Here is a 20,275-nt window from a genome sequence, read left to right on the forward strand (position 1 = left end):
GATGTCGTACCGGCCCTAGCGGCCCAGGGCGCGGCGGCCGCGGCCCTGGGAGAGGACCGGGAGGTTGCGGGAGGGCGCCTGCGAGCGCGTGTCCTCCTCGATCCGCAGGGCCAGCGCCGGGCAGCGGCGCACCGCGCGCAGTGCCTTCGCCTCCGCGTAGCGCGGCACCTTGGCCTGGGCGACGGTGGGGAAGCCGTCGGCGCCGAGCTGGAAGACCTCCGGAAGGATGTCCGCGCACAGGCCGTGGCCGCGGCACAGGGTCCAGTCGACGAAGATCTTCTGGCGGCTGTCACCGGTGTCCGCGGGCTCGCCGCCACCCGCGATGCCCGTCGGGGCCATGCCGCCCTCGAAGAGCGGCAGGACGCCCTCCACGGGCCGTCCGCAGCCGTTGCCGAGGACGTGCGCCGCCAGGTCGTCGGTGAACGCCTTGATGGTCGACTCGAGGAACATCGCGGAGCCGTCCGGGTGCGAGCAGGCGCCGCGCCGCTTGACGTTCTTCGCGACCTGCTTGAGTGCCTCCAGGGCGGCCGGGCCGCCGCCGTTGATGATGTCCTCCATGCCGCGCGCGGCGGCCGGCAGGCCGAGGTAGCAGGGGCCGCACTGTCCCGCGCTCTCCTCCGCCAGCCACTGGGCCACCCGCAGCGACTCGCCCAGCGGGCAGGTCTCCTGGCTGATCGGCAGGATCGCTCCGGCGCCGAGCGAACCGCCCACCGCGTCCAGGGAGTTGCGGGAGACGACCGCCTCGTTGACCGTCGCCGCGTCGATCCACTTGCCGTGGTAGCCGCCGGTCAGCACGCCCTGCGGGACCGGCGGGGCGCCGGCCAGCTGCAGGACGTAGCGCAGCGGGACGCCCGTGGGGACCTCGATCACCATCGGGCGGGCGACGGCGCCGGAGACGGTCAGCATGACGGTGCCGGGCTCGTCGTACAGGCCGGTGTTGCCGTAGCGCTCCGGGCCGATGCGGGCGGCGATGGCCAGTTGGGCGAAGGTCTCGGCGTTGGACAGCAGGGTCGGGGCGCCGCCGACGCCGTTCTGCGAGGCGCTGACCTTGCGGCCGGGCGGGATCGCCGGACCACCGTCGATGGAGCGGATCACGGACGCGGCCGCGCCGGTGACCATGCGGATCGGGTTGCGCTGGACGAACGCCTTCAGTGCCGAGCGCCGGCCGTTGCTGAGGCCGCGCTCGGCGAGCGCGGCCTCCATGGAGCGCTGGGTCGATTCGCGGGTGACCGCCACCACGAGCGTGCGGGCACCCAGCGCCTCCGCGACCAGCAGCGCGCCGTCCAGGATGAGGTGCGGGGCGCGGTTGATGAGGACCGTGTCCTTGCGGCAGGCCGGTTCGTCCTCGCTGCCGTTGACGACGACGACCGGCCGTACGCCTCGCTTGATCGCCGAGTCGGCGACGGAGCGCAGCTTCTTGTGGAAGGGGAAGCCGGCGCCGCCGCGGCCCCTGAGGTTGATGCGTTCGGAGAGTTGCGCGAGTTTCTCTCCTCCCATGGGCTCAAGCGGCCCATGCACCTTCAGGTGCATGGGCAGATCGAGTCTTTCGACAAGGTCGAAGCCCGACGTGAGCTGCGGAAGGCCGACCACGCGGACTTCCGGGACGTCGGGCAGGGCCTCGTTCACCTATAGCCTCCGGAAGGCGTGTTCCAAGGTTCGCCCGAACCCGGTGCGTCGAACGACGCGCCGGGCGATGGTTCATTGGCGGGACCGCTGTTGTACGTGTCGTTCGTGTTGTACGTGCCGTACGGGGGATTCGTCTCACCGGTGTCGTACACGTCACTTCCGCCGTATCCGCCGGTGCCCGGATTGCCATAGACCGGGATGTTGAATCCCGTGTCCTGGAGCGGGTCGTAGACCGACGGGGGAGCCTCGCCGACCGGCGGCGGGGACGGGATCGGCCAACTGCCCGACGTGCTGCCGCCGCTGTCGACCCGTGGCATCGCCTCCGTGGCCTGCATGTCGAACGGCAGGTCCATGCGCGCGGTCTGGTCGGCCGTGAAGGACTGCTGCGCGCGCGGGGGCGTGGAGACGGCGCGGTAGGCCGCCGCGAAGCCGTTCGCGGGCTCCGGTGTGACGGGCGTGTCGTACAGGGGCGAGGACGACGGCGGCGCCATGCGCGGGGAGCCCGTCGTGTCGGCCGTCGACGACCGGCCCGAGCGGCTCTCGTAGCCCGGCAGCGCCGAGGAGCCCTCCGCCATGCGCGCGCGGCTCGCGTCCAGCGCGTCGCGTCCCGTCGGCTCGTCGGTGCCCAGGACCGCGGCGATCCGGTCGGCCACCTGGCGCTTGACCGGGCGCGGGGCGGCGCGCAGCGCGAGGGCCGCCATGACGCCCAGCAGGGAGAGGCCGTACAGGAAGACGAAGATCGGCTTGGCCTGGCGACCCGCGTAGAGTCCGTGGATCAGCGCGGCACACCAGGCCGGATAGGCCAGCATGTGCATCGCGCGCCAGCGCGCCGCGACCGGGGCCGGAGAGGCGAACCTGCTGCGCAGCGCGCCCGTGATGCCCACGAAGATCATCAGCAGACCGGCCAGGGAGCCGAGGCCGATCAGGCCGGCGGTCCCGGTGACGCCGAGCGAGAACGGGATGACCGCGGCGATGAACACGGTGTGTTCCAGCGCGATCTTCGTGGTGATGTGCAGCAGCAGGAACGCGATCGAGGCGACCGCCGTCGTCCGGTGCACCGCCTGGCCGATGATCCGCTGGCGGGTGTTGAGGAAGATCCGGTCCTGGGCGACCAGACCCCAGATCACCGAACAGCTGAGCGAGACGAGGGACAGCACGCCCGCGCCGAAGTTCAGGAACTCGCGGAACTGGTCACCTCCGACCAGCACGACCACGGGTATGAGGATCAGGACGACAGCGGACGCCACCCCATAGGCCGACCGGCCCGGGCGGGGGAGCGAGCTGTTACTACGAAGAGGGTTCATGGGGGCAACTCCGAGCAGTTCGGGAAAGCGGTCCCGGGGCCGAACTCTAAGTGGCGCCATACCGATGGGTACGAGGTTTGAGTTATTGCGTTGTTATCAAAGGACTATGTGATGCTTGTGCTGTCCCTTAGTGGCTGTTACGCGAAGTAATCCTTGACTTAGGTTCAAGCTGGGCTCGGTTCTGGTCGGTCCGGCGTCGGGCGACACCGTGTCCACCAGGCATACGGAAGCGCGTCGCGGCGTGCTCAAGGGCTGCGGTACTCTGAGGCCATGCGTGCCGTACGCCTTCTGCTTAGCGGGCCGCGCTGATCAGTCCCGAACACCGGTGAACCGGACGGTTCGGAATCGGCGCGGCGTCCCCTCCTGTGCGAGGGGATTTTTCGTTTCCTGAGCGTGACAGCCGCCGGCAGAGACGATCGATGGAGCTTTGAGGATCATGAGCGAGACGAACCCCGCTGCCACCGCCGAGGTGGCCGCGCCGCACCGCTACACGGCCGCCATGGCAGCCGAGATCGAGGCACGCTGGCAGGACGCCTGGGACGCCGAGGGCACCTACGCGGCGCCGAACCCGAAGGGCGACCTGGCAGGCGACCCCGAGCTGGTCGCCAAGCCCAAGAAGTTCATCATGGACATGTTTCCGTACCCCTCGGGTGCCGGCCTGCACGTCGGACACCCGCTGGGCTACATCGCCACCGACGTCTTCGCCCGCTTCCAGCGCATGACCGGCCACAACGTCCTGCACACCCTGGGCTTCGACGCCTTCGGCCTGCCCGCCGAGCAGTACGCCGTCCAGACCGGCACGCACCCGCGCGTGTCCACCGAGGCCAACATCGAGAACATGAAGTCCCAGCTGCGCCGGCTGGGCCTGGGCCACGACAAGCGCCGGTCGTTCGCCACGATCGACCCGGACTACTACAAGTGGACCCAGTGGATCTTCCTGCAGATCTTCAACTCCTGGTACGACGACGAGGCGAAGAAGGCCCGCCCGATCTCCGAGCTGATCGAGCGGTTCGAGTCCGGTGAACGCGCCGTACCGGGACACACGCGCGCGTGGAGCGAGCTGAGCGCCGCCGAGCGCGCCGACGTCCTGGGCGAGTTCCGCCTGGCCTACGCCTCCGAGGCTCCGGTCAACTGGTGCCCCGGCCTGGGCACCGTGCTGGCCAACGAGGAGGTCACCGCCGACGGCCGCTCCGAGCGCGGCAACTACCCGGTCTTCAAGGCCAAGCTGCGCCAGTGGAACATGCGCATCACCGCCTACGCCGACCGGCTGCTGGAGGACCTGGACGCGCTGGACTGGCCCGAGGCCATCAAGCTGCAGCAGCGCAACTGGATCGGCCGCTCCGAGGGCGCCCGCGTCGACTTCCCGATCGACGGCGAGCGCATCACCGTCTTCACCACCCGCCCGGACACCCTGTTCGGCGCGACCTACATGGTGCTGGCCCCCGAGCACCCGCTGGTCGAGAAGTTCACCCCGGCCGCCTGGCCCGAGGGCACCCACGACGTGTGGACCGGCGGCCACGCGACCCCGGCCGAGGCCGTCGCCGCCTACCGCGCGCAGGCCGCCTCCAAGTCCGACGTCGAGCGGCAGGCCGAGGCCAAGGACAAGACCGGCGTCTTCATCGGCGCGTACGCCACCAACCCGGTCAACGGCGAGCGGATCCCCGTCTTCATCGCCGACTACGTCCTGATGGGCTACGGCACCGGCGCGATCATGGCCGTCCCGGCGGGCGACCAGCGCGACTTCGAGTTCGCGCGCGCCTTCGAACTGCCGATCCACTGCATCGTCGAGCCCACGGACGGGCGGGGCACCGACACCTCGACGTGGGAGAACGCCTTCGCCTCGCACGACGCGAAGATCATCAACTCCTCCAACGACGCCGTCTCGCTGGACGGCCTGGGTGTCGCCGAGGCCAAGGCGCGCATCACCGAGTGGCTGGAGCGCGAGGGCGTCGGCGAGGGCACCGTCAACTTCCGCCTGCGTGACTGGCTGTTCAGCCGCCAGCGCTACTGGGGCGAGCCCTTCCCGATCGTCTACGACGAGGAGGGCATCGCCCACGCGCTGCCCGAGTCGATGCTGCCGCTGGAGCTGCCCGAGGTCGAGGACTACTCGCCCCGCACCTTCGACCCCGACGACGCCGACACCCAGCCCGAGACGCCGCTGTCGCGCAACGAGGACTGGGTCAACGTCACCCTGGACCTGGGCGACGGGCCGAAGAAGTACCGGCGTGAGACCAACACCATGCCCAACTGGGCCGGTTCCTGCTGGTACGAGCTGCGCTACCTGGACCCGCACAACAGCGAGCAGCTGGTCGACCCCGAGATCGAGCAGTACTGGATGGGCCCCCGCGAGGGCCAGCCGCACGGCGGCGTCGACCTGTACGTCGGCGGCGCCGAACACGCCGTGCTGCACCTGCTGTACGCCCGCTTCTGGTCCAAGGTCCTGTACGACCTGGGGCACGTCTCCTCCGCCGAGCCGTTCCACAAGCTGTTCAACCAGGGCATGATCCAGGCCTACGTCTACCGCGACAGCCGCGGCATCGCGGTCCCGGCCGCCGAGGTGGAGGAGCGCGACGGCGCCTACTCCTACCAGGGCGAGAAGGTCTCCCGGCTGCTGGGCAAGATGGGCAAGTCCCTGAAGAACGCGGTCACCCCGGACGAGATCTGCGCCGAGTACGGCGCCGACACGCTGCGCCTGTACGAGATGGCCATGGGCCCGCTGGACGTCTCCCGCCCGTGGGACACGCGCGCCGTGGTCGGCCAGTTCCGCCTGCTGCAGCGGCTGTGGCGCAACGTCGTCGACGAGAACACCGGCGAGGTCACCGTCGTCGACGCCGAGCCCGACGAGGACACGCTGCGGGCGCTGCACAAGGCGATCGACGGAGTGCGCGGGGACCTGGAGGGCATGCGGTTCAACACCGCCATCGCCAAGATCACCGAGCTGAACAACCACCTGACCAAGGCGGGCGCAGCGGTACCGCGGTCGGTCGCCGAGGCGCTGGTGCTGCTGGTCGCCCCGCTGGCCCCGCACATCGCCGAGGAGCTGTGGCGCCGACTGGGCCACACCGACTCGGTCGTCCACCGGGACTTCCCGGTCGCCGACCCGGCCTACGTCGTCGACGAGACCGTGACCTGCGTCGTGCAGGTGAAGGGCAAGGTCAAGGCGCGCCTGGAGGTGTCGCCGGCCATCTCCGACGACGAACTGGAGAAGGTGGCGCTGGCCGACGAGAACGTCGTCAACGCGCTGGGCGGCGCGGGGATCCGCAAGGTGATCGTGCGGGCGCCGAAGCTGGTGAACATCGTCCCGGCGTGACACGTCCGGCGTGACACGTCCGGCGTGACACGCCCGGCACGTCCGGTGTGACATGTCCGGTGTGACATGTCCGGCGTGACACGTCCCGGGGGCGTCCGGGTAGTCCCCTACGGGCAGGTTCGGGGTTCTTCTGGAACTTCGGACCTGCCCGTTGCGTTTACCGTTGAAGAGCGGCGCGTGGTGTGCCGGGACCGGTTTTCCGAAGGAGGAGCTCGTGGAAGCAGTGATCGCAGTCTTCGCCCTGCTTTTCGTGCTCTTCCTGGCGCTCGGCGCCTACGCCACGGTGAAGGCGGTCGGCGCCGCCAAGCGCAGCGTGGACCGCACCATCACCACCGCCCGCCGCACCGTCGAGGACCACACGCTGCGGGCCAAGTCCTTCGCGCACCTCGGACCGGCCGGCGAGATCGCCCAGCTCCGCCTCAAGCTGCGCACCTCGATGCGGGCCACCCAGGACGCGCTGCAGGCGGGCGCCGCCGAGGACGCCTCGCTCAAGGAGTCCCTCGGCCTCTTCCAGCGCCTCAGCGCCCACGGACACGAGCTGGACGACGAGCTCAAGCGCCTGGAGTCCGAGCCCGACCGGACCACCCTCGCCGAGCGCCTGCCGACGCTGCGGGAGCGCACCGAACGCATCACGGCGTCGGCGGACGCACTGCGCTGGGCGGCCCGGGACCGGGCCCACCGCTTCGCGGACGAGGAGCTGGACGCCCTCAGCGCCCAGATCGACGTCGAGGCCGGCGCCCTGCGCCACTGGACCACCCCGGAGCCCGCACCGACACAGTCATGGCCCGAAGCGCCGGCCACCGACAGCGCCGACGGACGGCAGACCCGGCCGGGGACGCCCGGCTCACAGGCGGCGGAACAGCCGGCACGGCCCGCCATCACACCGCCCGGGCCGCGTCCCACGTACCCCTGGCAGAAGAAGCCCCGACCCGAGAGCACCACCTGACGCCGTGCGCGACACGGCCGGAGCGCGTCGCCCGGCAGGGGCTGGGCTGCCGCACGGACGCTACGCCAGGTAACCTCCAGCTCATGTCCCGCCATGTCGCGATCGTCACGGATTCAACGGCCTACCTGCCGCGGGGGACGATGGAGCGCCACGGCATCACCGCGGTGCCCCTGACCGTCGTCCTCGGCGACAAGGCACTCGAAGAGGGCACCGAGATCTCCACCCGCTCCCTCGCCCAGGCACTGCAGAAGCGACGCTCCGTCACCACCTCGCGCCCCAGCCCCCAGGTCTTCGCCGAGACCTACCGCAAGGTCGCCGCGTCCGGCGCCACCGACATCGTCTCCCTCCACCTCTCCGCCGAGTTGTCGGGCACCCACGACGCGGCGGTCGTCGCGGCGCGCGAGGCACCGGTGCCGGTGCGGGTGGTGGACACCGGCATGGTCGCGATGGCCCTCGGCTTCTGCGCGCTCGCGGCGGCGGAGGTCGCGGAGACGGGCGGCACGGCGGACGAGGCGGTCACCGCCGCCGAGAAGCGGGCCTCCGGCACCTCCGCCTACTTCTACGTCGACACCCTCGACTACCTGCGCCGCGGAGGCCGCATCGGCGCCGCCCAGGCCCTGTTGGGCTCGGCGCTCGCGGTCAAGCCGCTGCTCCAGCTCGACGGAGGGCGCATCGAGCCCCTGGAGAAGGTGCGGACCGCGTCCAAGGCGATCGCCCGCCTCGAGGAACTGGTCGCCGACCGGGCCGGCAGCGCGGCCGTCGACATCGCCGTCCACCATCTCGCCGCACCGGACCGTGCTTCCGCCCTGGCCGAACGGCTGCGGGCACGGGTGCCGCGGCTGGGCGAGCTCCATGTGAGCGAGGTGGGCGCGGTGATCGGGGCGCATACCGGACCTGGGCTCCTGGGTGCCGTGGTGTCGACGCGGTGAGCGTCTGAGCGTCCGTCACTCGTGTGGGTGGCGAAGTTATCCACAACGGGGCGGTCATCCCCCGAAACCGAGCGAGATCATCGCGGTTCGGTGAAGTCGTCGATCCTCGTCACATGGCACTTCGATCACGCTCACGTACGACGAACGCGACCAGTGGACCCGGACGAGGACCCGGATCCGACCGGCGCATCCGACACCGTCGGCCCGCCCCCCGCAGCCGGGTGAGGAACCGTCATGCCTCGGCGGAGGACCTGCGCCGACGGGCCGAGGTGCTGTTCGGTGAACGGGAAGAGGCACGGGAGGAGTCGGGGATGGGGCCGCCGCCGGGAGGTGGCGGTGCCGGGGCAGGGGACGCGGTACCGGTCCGGGAGGAGGGTGAGCCGCGGGTCGGGGATCGCCACGCGGTACCGGTCGGGGAGGCGGGTGAAGCACGGGGCGGGGGCGGGACTTCGGCTGGCGGGGGTGGGGAGCCGCCTGCCGGGGGTGGCGCATCTGTGGTCCTGGGTGGTGAGTCGGCTGCTGGTGTGGGGGCGGGTGTCGGGGCCGGGACCGGTGTCGGCGTCGGTGCCCGTGTCGGCGCCGGTGGGCCGTCGGCCGTTGGCGAGGGCGGGAGCGAGGAACACGTAGGCGAGGGCGGTGCGCGGGCCGCCTGGGGCGGGGGCGACCGGTGGGAGCGGGCGGGGCTCGCTCTGCGGGAGCGGCTGCCCGTGTGGATGCAGGCACGGTGTGGGCTGGAACGCGGGAGTGTGCTCGCGCTCGCCGTGGTGGTGGTTGCCGTCGCGGCCTTCGCCGTGCAGCACTTCTGGTCCGGCCGGCCCCAGACCGTGCAGGCACCGGAGGTCGTGCGGGCGGCCGCTCCCTACGGAGTGGAGGAGCGGACCGGTTCGGCCGAGGCCGCCGCTACGGCGGGAGCGCCGGGCACCGCGGGCCCGGCCGCGCCCGAGATCGTGGTGGACGTCAGCGGCAAGGTGCGCAAACCCGGCATCCACCGGCTTCCCGCCGGCTCGCGCGTGGTCGACGCGCTGAACGCGGCCGGTGGGGTGCGGCCGGGCACCAGCACCGACGGCCTCAACCGGGCGCGGTTCCTCGTGGACGGGGAACAGGTCGTCGTCGGCGGGCCCGGGGGCGGCGCGGTCAGCGGCCCGGGGGTGGCGGCGGGGCCTGCGGGCGGCTCGGTGGGAGGCGCGCCGCCCGCGCCGGTTTCCCTCAACACAGCCACCGTGGAGCAACTCGACACGCTGCCGGGCGTGGGGCCCGTGCTGGCGCAGCACATCATCGACCACCGGACGCAGCACGGCGGTTTCCGCTCGGTGGACGAGCTGCGCGAGGTGAACGGCATCGGGGAGCGGCGCTTCGCCGACCTGCGGAACCTGGTGCGGCCATGAGGGGCGAGGACAGCGCCTCGGCCGTGCACGGGGAGCGTGGGGTGGCCGCTGCCGGCCGGTCCGGCACCGGTACGGAGGGCAGCGGCCACCGCTCCCGCCAAGCCGTGCACATCGCGTCCGGGAACCGGCTGGGAGCCGCTCACCCGCGCCAGGAGGGACCGCTTGACCTGCGGCTGGTGCCGCCCGCGCTCGCTGCCTGGGCTACGGCGGCCTCGGCGCTGGACGCGTCACCCGAGGCGGTGGGTGGTGTCGCGGTCGCCTGTGTGCTCGCGGCCGGGGTTCTGCTGGGAGTGGGGTGGCGGGGGGCGCGGGGTGGTGCACGCCGGCCGTCGGAAGGGCGGGCGGGACGATCACCCGGGGCGCTGACTGGACGGCCGTGGGCAACGCGGCCCGGGTGGCCGTCGGGAGCGCGGGCTGAGGGGGCGTCGGGGGATCGGCGCGGCTGGCCGCTGGTGACCGTCGCCGCCGTGCTGCTCTGCGCGGCCGCGGCCGCCGTGTCGGCCGGGCTGCACGGAGCCGACCTGCGCCGGGGGCCCGTACCGACGCTGGCGCGCGAGTACGCCACCGTCACCGCCGACGTGGACCTCAGCTCCGATCCGCGCCTCGCCCGGCCACGGGTGCGCGGGAACCGGATGACCCCGGACTCCGTGCTGATCGAGGCGGAGGTGCGCCGGGTGCGGGCGCGGGCAGGGACGGCGGTGGCGGCGCGGACGCCGGTGCTGCTGGTGGTGGACGTCGGCGAGGGGACGGGACGCGAGCGGCCGGGATCGGCTCGCCGACCGGTGGGGGAGTCCTGGCTCGCGCTGCTGCCCTCGACCCGGGTCAGGGTGACCGGGCGACTGGCCCCCGCGCTGACGGGCAGGGACCGCGTCGCGGCCGTGCTCCGGGTGCGGGACCGGGACGATCCGGCCGTCGTACGCGAACCGTCGGCGGCGCAGCGGTTCGCCGGCCGGCTGCGGGCAGGGCTGCGCGAGGCCACCGACGGGTTGCCGGCCGACGCGCGGGCCCTGCTTCCGGGACTGGTCGTCGGGGACACCTCCCGGATCACACCCGACCTGGACGAGGCCTTCAAGGAGACGGACCTCGCCCACACACTGGCCGTCTCCGGCAGCAACCTCACGATCATGCTCGCCCTGTTGCTCGGGCCGCCCGGCCTGGCCCAGCACGTCGAGCGCCGCGGTCTGGCGCCCCGGCTCGGCATCCCGCTGAGGACGACCGCACTGCTCGGCGGAGCGCTCACCCTCGGATTCGTCGTGGTCTGCCGGCCCGACCCGAGCGTGCTGAGGGCGGCCGCCTGTGGAGCCGTCGTGCTGCTCGCCCTCGCGACCGGGCGCCGCAGATCCCTGATCCCGGCACTGGCGACGGCGGTCCTGCTGCTCGTGCTGTACGACCCGTGGCTGGCCCGGAGTTACGGGTTCCTGCTGTCCGTGCTGGCCACGGGAGCGTTGCTGACGCTGGCGCCGCGCTGGAGTGCCGCACTGCGGCGCCGCCGGGTTCCGCCACGGCTCGCGGAGGCGCTGGCGGCCGCGGGGGCCGCCCAGGCCCTGTGCGCGCCGGTCGTGGCGGTGCTGTCGGCGCGGGTGAGCCTGGTGGCCGTGCCGTGCAACCTCCTCGTGGAGTTCGCGGTGGCGCCGGCCACAGTCCTGGGTTTCGCGACGCTCGCGACGGCGCCGGTGGCGATGCCGGTGGCGGAGGCGTTGGCCTGGTGCGCGAGCTGGCCCACCGGGTGGATCGCGGACGTGGCGCGCACCGGGGCGGCACTGCCCGGGGCGGGAGTGGACTGGCCCGGCAGCTGGGGCGGGGCGTTGCTGCTCGCCCTCGCCACGGCCGGTGCGGTGCTGCTCGGCAGGCGGGTGCTGAGACACCCGGGGCTGTGCGCGGCCTGCGGGGCGCTGCTCCTGCTCGTCGTGGTGCAGCCGCCGCCGCTGACCAGGGTGATCACGGGGTGGCCGCCGCCGGGCTGGCGGCTAGCGATGTGCGACGTGGGGCAGGGGGACGCGACCGTGCTCGCGGCGGGCGAGGGCACCGGAGTGGTGGTGGACGCCGGACCCGATCCGGCACTCGTCGACCGCTGCCTGCGCGCGCTCGGCATCACCAGGGTCCCGCTCGTCGTGCTGACCCACTTCCACGCCGACCATGTCGCGGGACTGCCGGGGGTGCTGCGGGGGCGGGCGGTGGGCGCGATCGAGACGACGGGGTTCGAGGAACCCGCGGACCAGGTGGAGTTCGTGCGGAAGGAGGCACACGCCCGGCAGGTTCCGCTGGTACGGGCCGCGGCGGGGGAGCGGCGGCGGCTCGGCGGGCTCGACTGGGAGGTGCTGTGGCCTCCTCCGAGCCCTCCGCCTGCCGCGGGAGGGGAGGTGCTCCCGGCGCGTCCGGTGCCCGAACCGCTGGGGCCGAACGACGCGAGCGTGACGCTGCTGGTACGGACGGGCGGACTGCGGATGCTGCTGCTCGGAGACCTGGAACCCCCGGCGCAGGAAGCGCTGGCACGGTCGCCGGCGGCCGCGCTGCTGAGAGACGTGGACGTACTGAAGGTGGCCCACCACGGGTCGGCCTACCAGGATCCGGACCTGATACGGGCGGTGGCACCGCGGCTCGCGTTGATCTCGTGCGGCGAGGACAACCCGTACGGGCATCCCGCGCCCAGCACGGTCGCGGCGCTGCGGGCCACCGGCGCGGTGGTGCTGCGGACCGACCGGGACGGGGCACTGGCGGTCGCCGGTTCGGGCGCGGAGCTGCGGGTGGCGGGAGACTGAGGGCATGGACTCCGCACGGGTCGCCTCCTCACCGATAGACGCCGGTCTGCTGGATGCCTATCTGCGCCGCCTCGGCGTCGCCTGTCCGGCGTGGCCCACCCTCGACGTGCTGCGGGAGCTGCATCTGCGGCATCTTCAGACCGTCCCCTTCGAGAACCTGTCGATCCACCTCGGCGAGGAGATGGTGCTGGAGGAGAAGCGGCTGGTCGAGAAGGTGGTCGAAGCCCGGCGGGGAGGGTTCTGCTACGAACTGAACGGGGCCTTCGGGGCGCTGCTGCGGGCGCTGGGATTCGATGTGACGCTGCTCGCGGCGCGGGTGTACGGGGAGGAGGGACAGCTCGGGATCCCCTACGACCACCTGGCGCTGCTGGTGCGGACGGTGGACGCGGGAGAGTGGCTGGCCGACGTCGGGTTCGGGGCGCACAGCCACTATCCGCTCCGATGGGAGGACCGGGGCGAACAGCGCGACCCCGGTGGTCTGTTCCGGATCGTGGAAGCCGGGCCGGACGCGGCCGGGGTGAAGGGAGGGGCGGGACGGCACGCCGGGACGGGACGGCACGCCGGGACGGGACGGCTTGCCGGGACGGGCCGAGGGGCGCGGGCCGTCCCGGGATCCGCCGGGATGGGCGTCCCGGTCGCGGGGCCCGTCGACATGGACGTCCTGTGGAACGACACCCGGGCGTACCGGCTGGAGGTGCGGCCCCGGGCGCTGGGCGACTTCCTGGCCGGGGCCTGGTGGCACCGGACCTCGCCGATGTCGCACTTCACCAGGTCGCTGGTGTGTTCGCGGGTCACGGAGGACGGAGGGAGGATCACCCTCAGCGGACGCCGGCTGAAGGTGACGGCTGCCGACGGGGCGAGCGAGGAACGGGACTTGGCGGCGGACGAGGAAGTGCTGGCGGTGTATCGGGAACGGTTCGGGATCGAGCTGGAGAGGGTGCCGGTGGTGCGGGGGGCGGGGACGGCCTAGGGCTGGGGGGAACAGAAGGGGCGGGAGGGGGAGGGAGGGGGAGGGAGGGGGAGGGGCCCCCACCCCGCTCGGCAGCGGAGCGTGTGCCGAGAATGGCTGCGTGAGTGATGTGCGACATGTGCTGGTGCTGCCCGATCGTGACGCCGCCGAGGAGGTGGTGGAGGCGCTCGCGGAGCGGTTCGGGGTGTGGGAGGAGCCGCAGGTCGTCCGGGACGCGCTGGCCGGGGAGGACGACGCGGAGGACGCGCAGTGGCTCGTGGTGCTGCGGGACGAGGAGGGCCGGCTCGACGCGGAGGTGTTGGACGCGTTCGCCGGGGAGTGGGAGGGGTGGCGGGAGGAGCCGTAGCGCTCCGCGTGGTGGCGGGGCGGCGGGAGCGGGAGCCGTAGCGCTCTGCGCGGTGGAGCGGCGTGGGCGGGAGGAGCGGGGGCGCTCTGCCTGGTGGCGTGGCGTGGAGCGGGAGGAGCGGTGGCGCTCCGCCTGGTGGCGTGGCGTGGAGCGGGAGGAGCCGGAACGCGCTCCGCGCCCTGGTGCCGCGTGACCGCCGCAGGTACATACGGCCCCGCAGCCCCGCCCCGCCCCCTGACAGGTTGCGCCTGCCCGGGAGCGGGAGCGTTGTCGGTGGCTCGTGGGATGCTTTCCGTGATGGCCAAGAAAAACGCCCAGGACGACCCTCTCGCCCCCGTGACGCTCGCCGTGGGGCAGGAGGACCTTCTTCTCGACCGTGCCGTGCGGGAGGTGGTGGCCGCGGCGAGGGCCGCCGACGCCGACACGGACGTACGTGACCTGACCCCGGACCAGTTGCAGCCCGGCACGCTGGCCGAGTTGACCAGCCCCTCGCTCTTCGCGGAGCGCAAGGTCGTGGTCGTACGCGATGCGCAGGACCTGTCCGCCGACACGGTCAAGGACGTGAAGGCGTATCTCGGGTCGCCGGCCGAGGAGATCACGCTCGTGCTGCTGCACGCGGGCGGGGCCAAGGGCAAGGGCCTGCTGGATGCCGCGCGCAAGGCGGGGGCGCGGGAGGTGGCCTGTCCGAAGATGACCAAGCCGGCGGACCGGCTGGCCTTCGTGCGGCAGGAGTTCCGGGCGACCGGGCGGTCCGCCACGCCCGAGGCCTGTCAGGTGCTCGTCGACGCCATCGGCAGTGACCTGAGGGAGCTGGCGTCCGCCGTCTCGCAGCTGGTCGCCGATGTGGAGGGGACCATCGACGAGGCCGTCGTCGGGCGGTACTACACGGGGCGGGCCGAGGCGTCGAGCTTCACCGTGGCCGACCGGGCCGTGGAGGGGCGGGCCGCAGAGGCGCTGGAGGCGTTGCGCTGGTCGCTGGCCACCGGGGTGGCGCCCGTACTGATCACGAGTGCCCTGGCGCAGGGCGTGCGGGCGATCGGCAAGCTGTCCTCGGCGCGCGGGGGCCGGCCGGCGGACCTGGCGCGGGAGCTGGGCATGCCGCCGTGGAAGATCGACCGGGTGCGCCAGCAGATGCGGGGCTGGACGCCGGACGGGGTGGCCGTCGCGCTGCGGGCGGTGGCCGAGGCGGACGCGGGAGTGAAGGGCGGCGGGGACGATCCCGAGTACGCCCTGGAGAAGGCCGTGGTGGCCATCGCGCGGGCGGCCCGCTCCAGAGGACGTTAGTCCCGTCGGGGAGGAGAATCATGCGTGTCAGGCGCACTCACCGGACACGGGAAGGTGGCGATCGTCATGGCCGAACACGCGCACGCAGCGCTCGTCCGCAAGGGCTATGAGGCCTTTGAGCGCGGAGACATGGACACGTTGCGCGGCATGATGACAGGGGACTGCACGCACCACGTACCCGGCTCCCACCCGCTCTCGGGGGACTTCAAGGGAACCGATGCGATCATCAACGACTACTACGGCCGGCTCTACTCGGAGACGGGCGGGTCGTTCCGGGTGGAGCTGCAGAACGTGCTCGTCGACGGCCGCGGGCACGCCGTGTCCGTGCACCGTTTCACCGCCGACCGGGGTGACAAGCACCTCGACGGGTGGGGAGGCATCGTCTTCCGGATCGTCGGGGACAAGATGACCGATCTCGACGAGTGCGTCGAGGACATCGACAAGGGCAACGAGTTCTGGTCGTGACGACCGGCGGGCCGCTCCGGCACCCGAGGGCCTCGGCCCGCTCAGCCCCCTGGCATGCCGGGCCGTACCGGCACCCGAAGGCCCCGGCTCCCGCCCTGGGGAAGGGTGGGAGCCGGGGCCTTCGGATCAAGCGTTTGAGCTCATACCCGCGTGGCGAACGCAGGCCGCGTATGAGCTCGTGGTGCCGGTCGGGGGCGGATGAGAGAGGGCCCGCCCTGGGTCCTTCCGGCGGTTCGATCCCTGGAGAGGTCCGAGGAGGTGTCCGGGGAGATCTCCGGGGGATCGGTCAGATCAGGAAGGAGTTCAGCCCTTGAGCGCCGCGACCTTGGTAGCCAGCGCCGACTTCTTGTTGGCGGCCTGGTTCTTGTGGATGACGCCCTTGGAGACGGCCTTGTCGAGCTGACGCGCGGCAGCGCGCTGGAGCTCGGTGGCCTTCTCGACGTCACCCGCGGCAGCGGCCTCACGGGCCTTGCGGATCGCGGTCTTCAGGGAGGACTTGACGGCCTTGTTGCGCAGCCGGGCCTTCTCGTTGGTCTTGATCCGCTTGATCTGGGACTTGATGTTCGCCACGAATGAGCCTTTTCAGGTTCAGGCACGGGGCCGCACGGGTCCCGTACCAGGTGATTTCTTGAGATGTGCCTCGCGCTGAGAGGGCATGAGGCACAGCCACCCAGGCTACCAGTGGGGCGGAGCGCGGCCCAAACCGGTCGCCGGTCGCCGCCCGTGGGACCATGGAACCTACGTATTGATCCGACCCGAGGCATAAGGCGCCTCAAGAGACAGGACCCTGCGTGCCCGCGACCCCTAACAATGTGCCCGAGCCGAGCCGTACCGACCCGGCTCTGATCCGCAATTTCTGCATCATCGCGCACATCGACCACGGCAAGTCCACGCTCGCCGACCGGATGCTCCAGCTGACCGGTGTGGTCGAGCAGCGGCAGATGCGTGCTCAGTACCTCGACCGCATGGACATCGAGCGTGAGCGCGGTATCACGATCAAGTCCCAGGCCGTGCGTCTGCCCTGGGCGCCCACCCAGGACCCGGGCAACACGCACATCCTCAACATGATCGACACCCCGGGGCACGTCGACTTCACCTACGAGGTCTCGCGGTCGCTCGCCGCCTGTGAGGGGACCATCCTCCTCGTCGACGCCGCCCAGGGCATCGAGGCGCAGACCCTCGCCAACCTCTACCTGGCGATGGAGAACGACCTCACGATCATCCCCGTGCTGAACAAGATCGACCTGCCGGCCGCGCAGCCGGAGAAGTTCGCCGAGGAACTGGCGAACCTCGTCGGGTGCGAGCCGGACGACGTGCTGCGGGTCTCCGCCAAGACCGGTGTCGGCGTCGACGCGCTGCTCGACAAGGTCGTGCGGGAGATCCCGGCGCCGGTCGGGGTCGCGGACGCGCCCGCCCGCGCGATGATCTTCGACTCGGTGTACGACTCGTACCGGGGCGTGGTGACGTACGTCCGTGTCATCGACGGCCAGCTCAACAAGCGTGAGCGGATCAGGATGATGTCGACGGGCGCGACGCACGAGCTGCTGGAGATCGGCACCAACTCGCCCGAGATGCTGTCGGCCGACGGCCTCGGCGTCGGCGAGGTGGGCTACCTGATCACCGGTGTGAAGGACGTCCGCCAGTCGAAGGTCGGTGACACCGTCACCAGCCAGCACAAGGGCGCCACCGAGGCGCTCGGCGGTTACAAGGACCCGAAGCCCATGGTCTTCTCGGGCCTGTATCCGCTCGACGGCTCGGACTACCCGGAGCTGCGCGAGGCCCTGGACAAGCTCCAGCTCAACGATGCCGCGCTGGTCTACGAGCCGGAGACCTCCGCCGCCCTCGGCTTCGGTTTCCGCGTCGGCTTCCTGGGCCTGCTTCACCTGGACGTGATCCGGGAGCGGCTGGAGCGCGAGTTCGGTCTCGACCTGATCGCGACCGCGCCCAACGTGGTCTACCGCGTGGTGATGGAGGACCGCACCGAGCACGTCGTCACCAACCCGAGCGAGTTCCCCGAGGGGAAGATCAGCGAGGTGTACGAGCCGGTCGTGCGCGCCACGATCCTGGCGCCGACGGAGTTCATCGGCTCGATCATGGAGCTGTGCCAGACCCGGCGCGGCACCCTGCTCGGCATGGACTACCTCTCCGAGGACCGGGTGGAGATCCGCTACACCCTGCCGCTCGCGGAGATCGTCTTCGACTTCTTCGACCAGCTGAAGTCGAAGACGCGGGGTTACGCGTCGCTGGACTACGAGCCCACCGGCGAGCAGACCTCCAGCCTGGTCAAGGTCGACATCCTGCTGCACGGCGACAAGGTGGACGCCTTCTCGGCGATCACCCACAAGGACGCCGCGTACGCGTACGGTGTGCGGCTCGTCGCCAAGCTGCGGGAGCTGATCCCGAGGCAGGCCTTCGAGGTGCCCATCCAGGCCGCCATCGGCTCGCGGGTGATCGCCCGCGAGACCATCCGCGCCATCCGCAAGGACGTCCTCGCCAAGTGTTACGGCGGTGACATCTCCCGTAAGCGGAAGCTGCTGGAGAAGCAGAAGGAAGGCAAGAAGCGGATGAAGATGGTGGGTTCGGTGGAGGTTCCGCAGGAGGCCTTCATCGCGGTCCTGTCCAGCGATGACAGCGCGGGGTCGGGCAAGGCCAAGAAGTAGCCGTCGGTTACCCGCGGGTAGCGGCCAAACCGGGCGGATCGGGGCCCGTCGTACGAAAGTGCGGCGGGTCCCTCCGCATGTGGGCGGTCGCTCTCTGTAGGAAGTGACAGGCCGCGGAGTCTTACGCGACGGGCGGTCGCGCTCTACTCTGATCTCGCTCGATAGTTACTCGCGAGTTAAACAACAGGCCGAACCACCGCCCGTGAGCAAGCCCAGCCGCACCGAGCCAGCCGCAACGTCGCGGGCCCCGGAGGATGTCGTGAGCGACACACAGACACTGATCGAGAACCGTCCCCCGTCCGTCGCGGGTCTCTTCCTGGAGCGCGTGGCGGCCACGCCGGACGCGGAGGCGTACCGCTATCCCGTACCGGCCGCGGCCGGCCAGGGGCCGGACGACTGGAAGTCGCTGAGCTGGGCGCAGGCGGCCGAGCGGGTGTACGCCATCGCGGCCGGTCTGATGGAGCTCGGCGTGCAGCCCGAGCAGCGCGTGGCGCTCGCCTCCTCCACCCGGATCGAGTGGATCCTCGCCGACCTGGGCATCATGTGCGCCGGCGCGGCCACGACGACGGTCTACCCGCAGACCAACGCCGAGGAGTCGGCGTACATCCTCTCCGACTCCGACAGCCGGGTGCTGATCGCCGAGGACGCGGCCCAGCTCGCCAAGGCGGTGGAGAAGCGCGCCGGGCTGCCCGATCTCACCCATGTCGTCGTCATCGACCCGGCCGGTGTGGAGACCGCCGACTGGATCCTGACCCTCGACGAGCTGGAGAAGCGCGGGGCGGCCCGTCTGGAGAAGGACCCGCAGCTGATCAAGGAGCGGGTCGGCGCCATCACCAGGGACCAGCTCGCCACCCTCATCTACACCTCCGGCACCACCGGCCGCCCCAAGGGTGTGCGGCTGCCGCACGACAACTGGTCGTACATGGCGAAGGCGATCGCCGCGACCGGGCTGATCAGCGGCGAGGACGTGCAGTACCTGTGGCTGCCGCTCGCGCACGTCTTCGGCAAGGTGCTGACCTCCGGCCAGATCGAGGTCGGTCACGTCACCGCCGTCGACGGCCGCGTCGACAAGATCATCGAGAACCTGCCGGTGGTGCAGCCGACGTACATGGCGGCGGTGCCGCGCATCTTCGAGAAGGTCTACAACGGCATCGCGAACAAGGCCCGTGCGGGCGGCGGTGCCAAGTACAAGATCTTCCAGTGGGCCGCCGAAGTCGCCCGGGAGTACGCCAAGGTCACCCAGGACAACTTCCGCCGCACCGGCACCGCGAGCGCCCCCTTCGGCCTGTCGGCCAAGCACAAGGTCGCCGACGCGCTGGTGTACGCCAAGATCCGCGAGGCCTTCGGCGGCAACCTGCGTGCCTGTGTCTCCGGTTCCGTGGCCCTCGCGCCCGAGATCGGCTTCTTCTTCTCCGGCGCCGGCATCCACATCCTGGAGGGCTACGGCCTCACGGAGTCCTCCGCGGCCTCGTTCGTCAACCCCGGCGAGGCCTACCGCACCGGCACGGTCGGCAAGCCGCTGCCCGGCACCGAGGTGCGCATCGCCGAGGACGGCGAGATCCTGCTGCGCGGCCCCGGCATCATGGAGGGCTACCACGGGCTGCCCGAGAAGACCGCCGAGGTGCTGGAGCCGGACGGCTGGTTCCACACGGGTGACATCGGTGAGCTGTCGGCCGACGGCTACCTGCGCATCACCGACCGCAAGAAGGACCTCTTCAAGACCTCCGGCGGCAAGTACATCGCGCCCACCGAGGTCGAGGGCCAGTTCAAGGCGGTGTGCCCGTACGTCTCCAACATCCTCGTCCACGGCGCCGACCGGAACTTCTGCACCGCGCTCATCGCTCTCGACGAGGCGTCCATCCTGGGCTGGGCCGAGGAGAACGGGCTGGGCGGCAGGCCGTACGCGGAGGTCGTGGCCGCGCCGGAGACGGTCGCCCTCATCGACGGCTACGTCCAGCAGCTGAACGAGGGGCTGCAGAGGTGGCAGACCATCAAGAAGTTCCGGCTGCTGCCGCGTGATCTCGATGTGGAGCACGGGGAGATCACGCCCAGCCTGAAGCTGAAGCGGCCCGTGGTGGAGCGCGAGTACCGGCACCTGCTGGACGAGATGTACGAGGGGACGCGCGAGAAGTAGGCGTGCCGGGGGGGAGCGCGGGGGGGGGGGGGGGGCGGGGGGGGGGGCGGGCCCCCCCGCCCCCCCCCCCCCCCCCCCCCCCCCCAACCCCCCGCCCCCCCCCCCCACACCCCCCCCCGGCCCCGGGGGCGGGGGGGGCGGCGCGGGGGGGGACCCC

General features: G+C 71.8%; 14 protein-coding genes. 11 read left to right on the forward strand and 3 right to left on the reverse strand.

Annotated elements, in window-relative coordinates:
* Positions 1-15: 15 nt before the first annotated feature.
* Together ACIBBD_RS33060 and ACIBBD_RS33065 are read right to left on the reverse strand one after the other, a co-directional pair.
* Positions 16-1,626 (reverse strand): NADH-ubiquinone oxidoreductase-F iron-sulfur binding region domain-containing protein, encoded by a 1,611-nt coding sequence (locus ACIBBD_RS33060; RefSeq protein WP_399423249.1) that lies wholly within the window; start codon positions 1,624-1,626, stop codon positions 16-18.
* Positions 1,623-2,930 carry a cytochrome b/b6 domain-containing protein gene (locus ACIBBD_RS33065; protein WP_399423250.1) on the reverse strand — a complete coding sequence of 436 codons (1,308 nt, stop codon included), beginning with the start codon at positions 2,928-2,930 and terminating at the stop codon, positions 1,623-1,625. Before ACIBBD_RS33065 ends, ACIBBD_RS33060 begins: the two co-directional genes overlap by 4 nt.
* A gap of 436 nt (positions 2,931-3,366) precedes the next feature.
* Between ACIBBD_RS33065 and leuS the strand changes: the two genes are divergently transcribed.
* From leuS to ACIBBD_RS33110, 9 genes are all read left to right on the forward strand, one after another.
* Positions 3,367-6,240 carry a leucine--tRNA ligase gene (gene leuS / locus ACIBBD_RS33070; protein ID WP_399423251.1) on the forward strand — a complete coding sequence of 958 codons (2,874 nt, stop codon included), beginning with the start codon at positions 3,367-3,369 and terminating at the stop codon, positions 6,238-6,240.
* A 214-nt stretch (positions 6,241-6,454) separates the two neighbouring features.
* Positions 6,455-7,186 (forward strand): hypothetical protein, encoded by a 732-nt coding sequence (locus ACIBBD_RS33075; protein ID WP_399423252.1) that lies wholly within the window; start codon positions 6,455-6,457, stop codon positions 7,184-7,186.
* A gap of 83 nt (positions 7,187-7,269) precedes the next feature.
* A complete protein-coding gene (locus ACIBBD_RS33080; RefSeq protein ID WP_399423253.1) occupies positions 7,270-8,115 on the forward strand; it encodes a DegV family protein in 846 nt (281 codons plus the stop codon).
* Between the two features lie 113 nt (positions 8,116-8,228).
* Positions 8,229-9,500: a helix-hairpin-helix domain-containing protein gene (locus tag ACIBBD_RS33085; RefSeq protein WP_399423254.1), complete on the forward strand. Its 1,272-nt coding sequence runs from the start codon at positions 8,229-8,231 to the stop codon at positions 9,498-9,500.
* Positions 9,497-12,259, forward strand: coding sequence for a ComEC/Rec2 family competence protein (locus ACIBBD_RS33090; RefSeq protein ID WP_399423255.1), 2,763 nt, complete (start codon positions 9,497-9,499; stop codon positions 12,257-12,259). The genes ACIBBD_RS33085 and ACIBBD_RS33090 overlap by 4 nt, the downstream gene beginning before the upstream one ends.
* Positions 12,260-12,263: 4 nt before the next feature.
* Entirely contained in the window at positions 12,264-13,229 is a 966-nt protein-coding gene (locus ACIBBD_RS33095; RefSeq protein WP_399423256.1) for an arylamine N-acetyltransferase, read from the forward strand.
* 100 nt (positions 13,230-13,329) lie between these two features.
* Complete coding sequence (locus ACIBBD_RS33100) at positions 13,330-13,575, forward strand: hypothetical protein (RefSeq protein WP_399423257.1); 246 nt, start codon at positions 13,330-13,332, stop codon at positions 13,573-13,575.
* Positions 13,576-13,872: 297 nt separating this feature from the next.
* Entirely contained in the window at positions 13,873-14,859 is a 987-nt protein-coding gene (holA, locus tag ACIBBD_RS33105) for a DNA polymerase III subunit delta (RefSeq protein ID WP_399423258.1), read from the forward strand.
* Positions 14,860-14,925: 66 nt separating this feature from the next.
* On the forward strand, positions 14,926-15,324 hold the full coding sequence (locus ACIBBD_RS33110; protein ID WP_399423266.1) for a nuclear transport factor 2 family protein: 399 nt from the start codon (positions 14,926-14,928) through the stop codon (positions 15,322-15,324).
* A 303-nt stretch (positions 15,325-15,627) separates the two neighbouring features.
* Here ACIBBD_RS33110 and rpsT read toward each other — a convergent pair whose 3' ends face one another.
* A complete protein-coding gene (gene rpsT / locus ACIBBD_RS33115; protein WP_399423259.1) occupies positions 15,628-15,894 on the reverse strand; it encodes a 30S ribosomal protein S20 in 267 nt (88 codons plus the stop codon).
* Between the two features lie 221 nt (positions 15,895-16,115).
* Here rpsT and lepA point away from each other — a divergent pair, with 221 nt between their 5' ends.
* Entirely contained in the window at positions 16,116-17,984 is a 1,869-nt protein-coding gene (gene lepA, locus ACIBBD_RS33120) for a translation elongation factor 4 (RefSeq protein WP_399423260.1), read from the forward strand.
* A gap of 259 nt (positions 17,985-18,243) precedes the next feature.
* Complete coding sequence (locus tag ACIBBD_RS33125; protein WP_399423261.1) at positions 18,244-20,118, forward strand: AMP-dependent synthetase/ligase; 1,875 nt, start codon at positions 18,244-18,246, stop codon at positions 20,116-20,118.
* Positions 20,119-20,275: the final 157 nt, after the last annotated feature.

Origin of the sequence: Streptomyces sp. NPDC051315, assembly GCF_044455165.1 — a bacterium.
GTDB lineage: Bacteria > Actinomycetota > Actinomycetes > Streptomycetales > Streptomycetaceae > Streptomyces.

Excerpts from the sequence above, each read along its gene's own strand:
- ACIBBD_RS33065 (WP_399423250.1), bottom strand. The coding sequence starts at position 2,930 with ATGAACCCTCTTCGTAGTAACAGCTCGCTCCCCCGCCCGGGCCGGTCG.
- leuS (WP_399423251.1), top strand. The coding sequence starts at position 3,367 with ATGAGCGAGACGAACCCCGCTGCCACCGCCGAGGTGGCCGCGCCGCAC.
- ACIBBD_RS33080 (WP_399423253.1), top strand. The coding sequence starts at position 7,270 with ATGTCCCGCCATGTCGCGATCGTCACGGATTCAACGGCCTACCTGCCG.
- ACIBBD_RS33085 (WP_399423254.1), top strand. The coding sequence starts at position 8,229 with ATGGCACTTCGATCACGCTCACGTACGACGAACGCGACCAGTGGACCC.
- ACIBBD_RS33090 (WP_399423255.1), top strand. The coding sequence starts at position 9,497 with ATGAGGGGCGAGGACAGCGCCTCGGCCGTGCACGGGGAGCGTGGGGTG.
- ACIBBD_RS33095 (WP_399423256.1), top strand. The coding sequence starts at position 12,264 with ATGGACTCCGCACGGGTCGCCTCCTCACCGATAGACGCCGGTCTGCTG.
- holA (WP_399423258.1), top strand. The coding sequence starts at position 13,873 with ATGGCCAAGAAAAACGCCCAGGACGACCCTCTCGCCCCCGTGACGCTC.
- ACIBBD_RS33110 (WP_399423266.1), top strand. The coding sequence starts at position 14,926 with ATGGCCGAACACGCGCACGCAGCGCTCGTCCGCAAGGGCTATGAGGCC.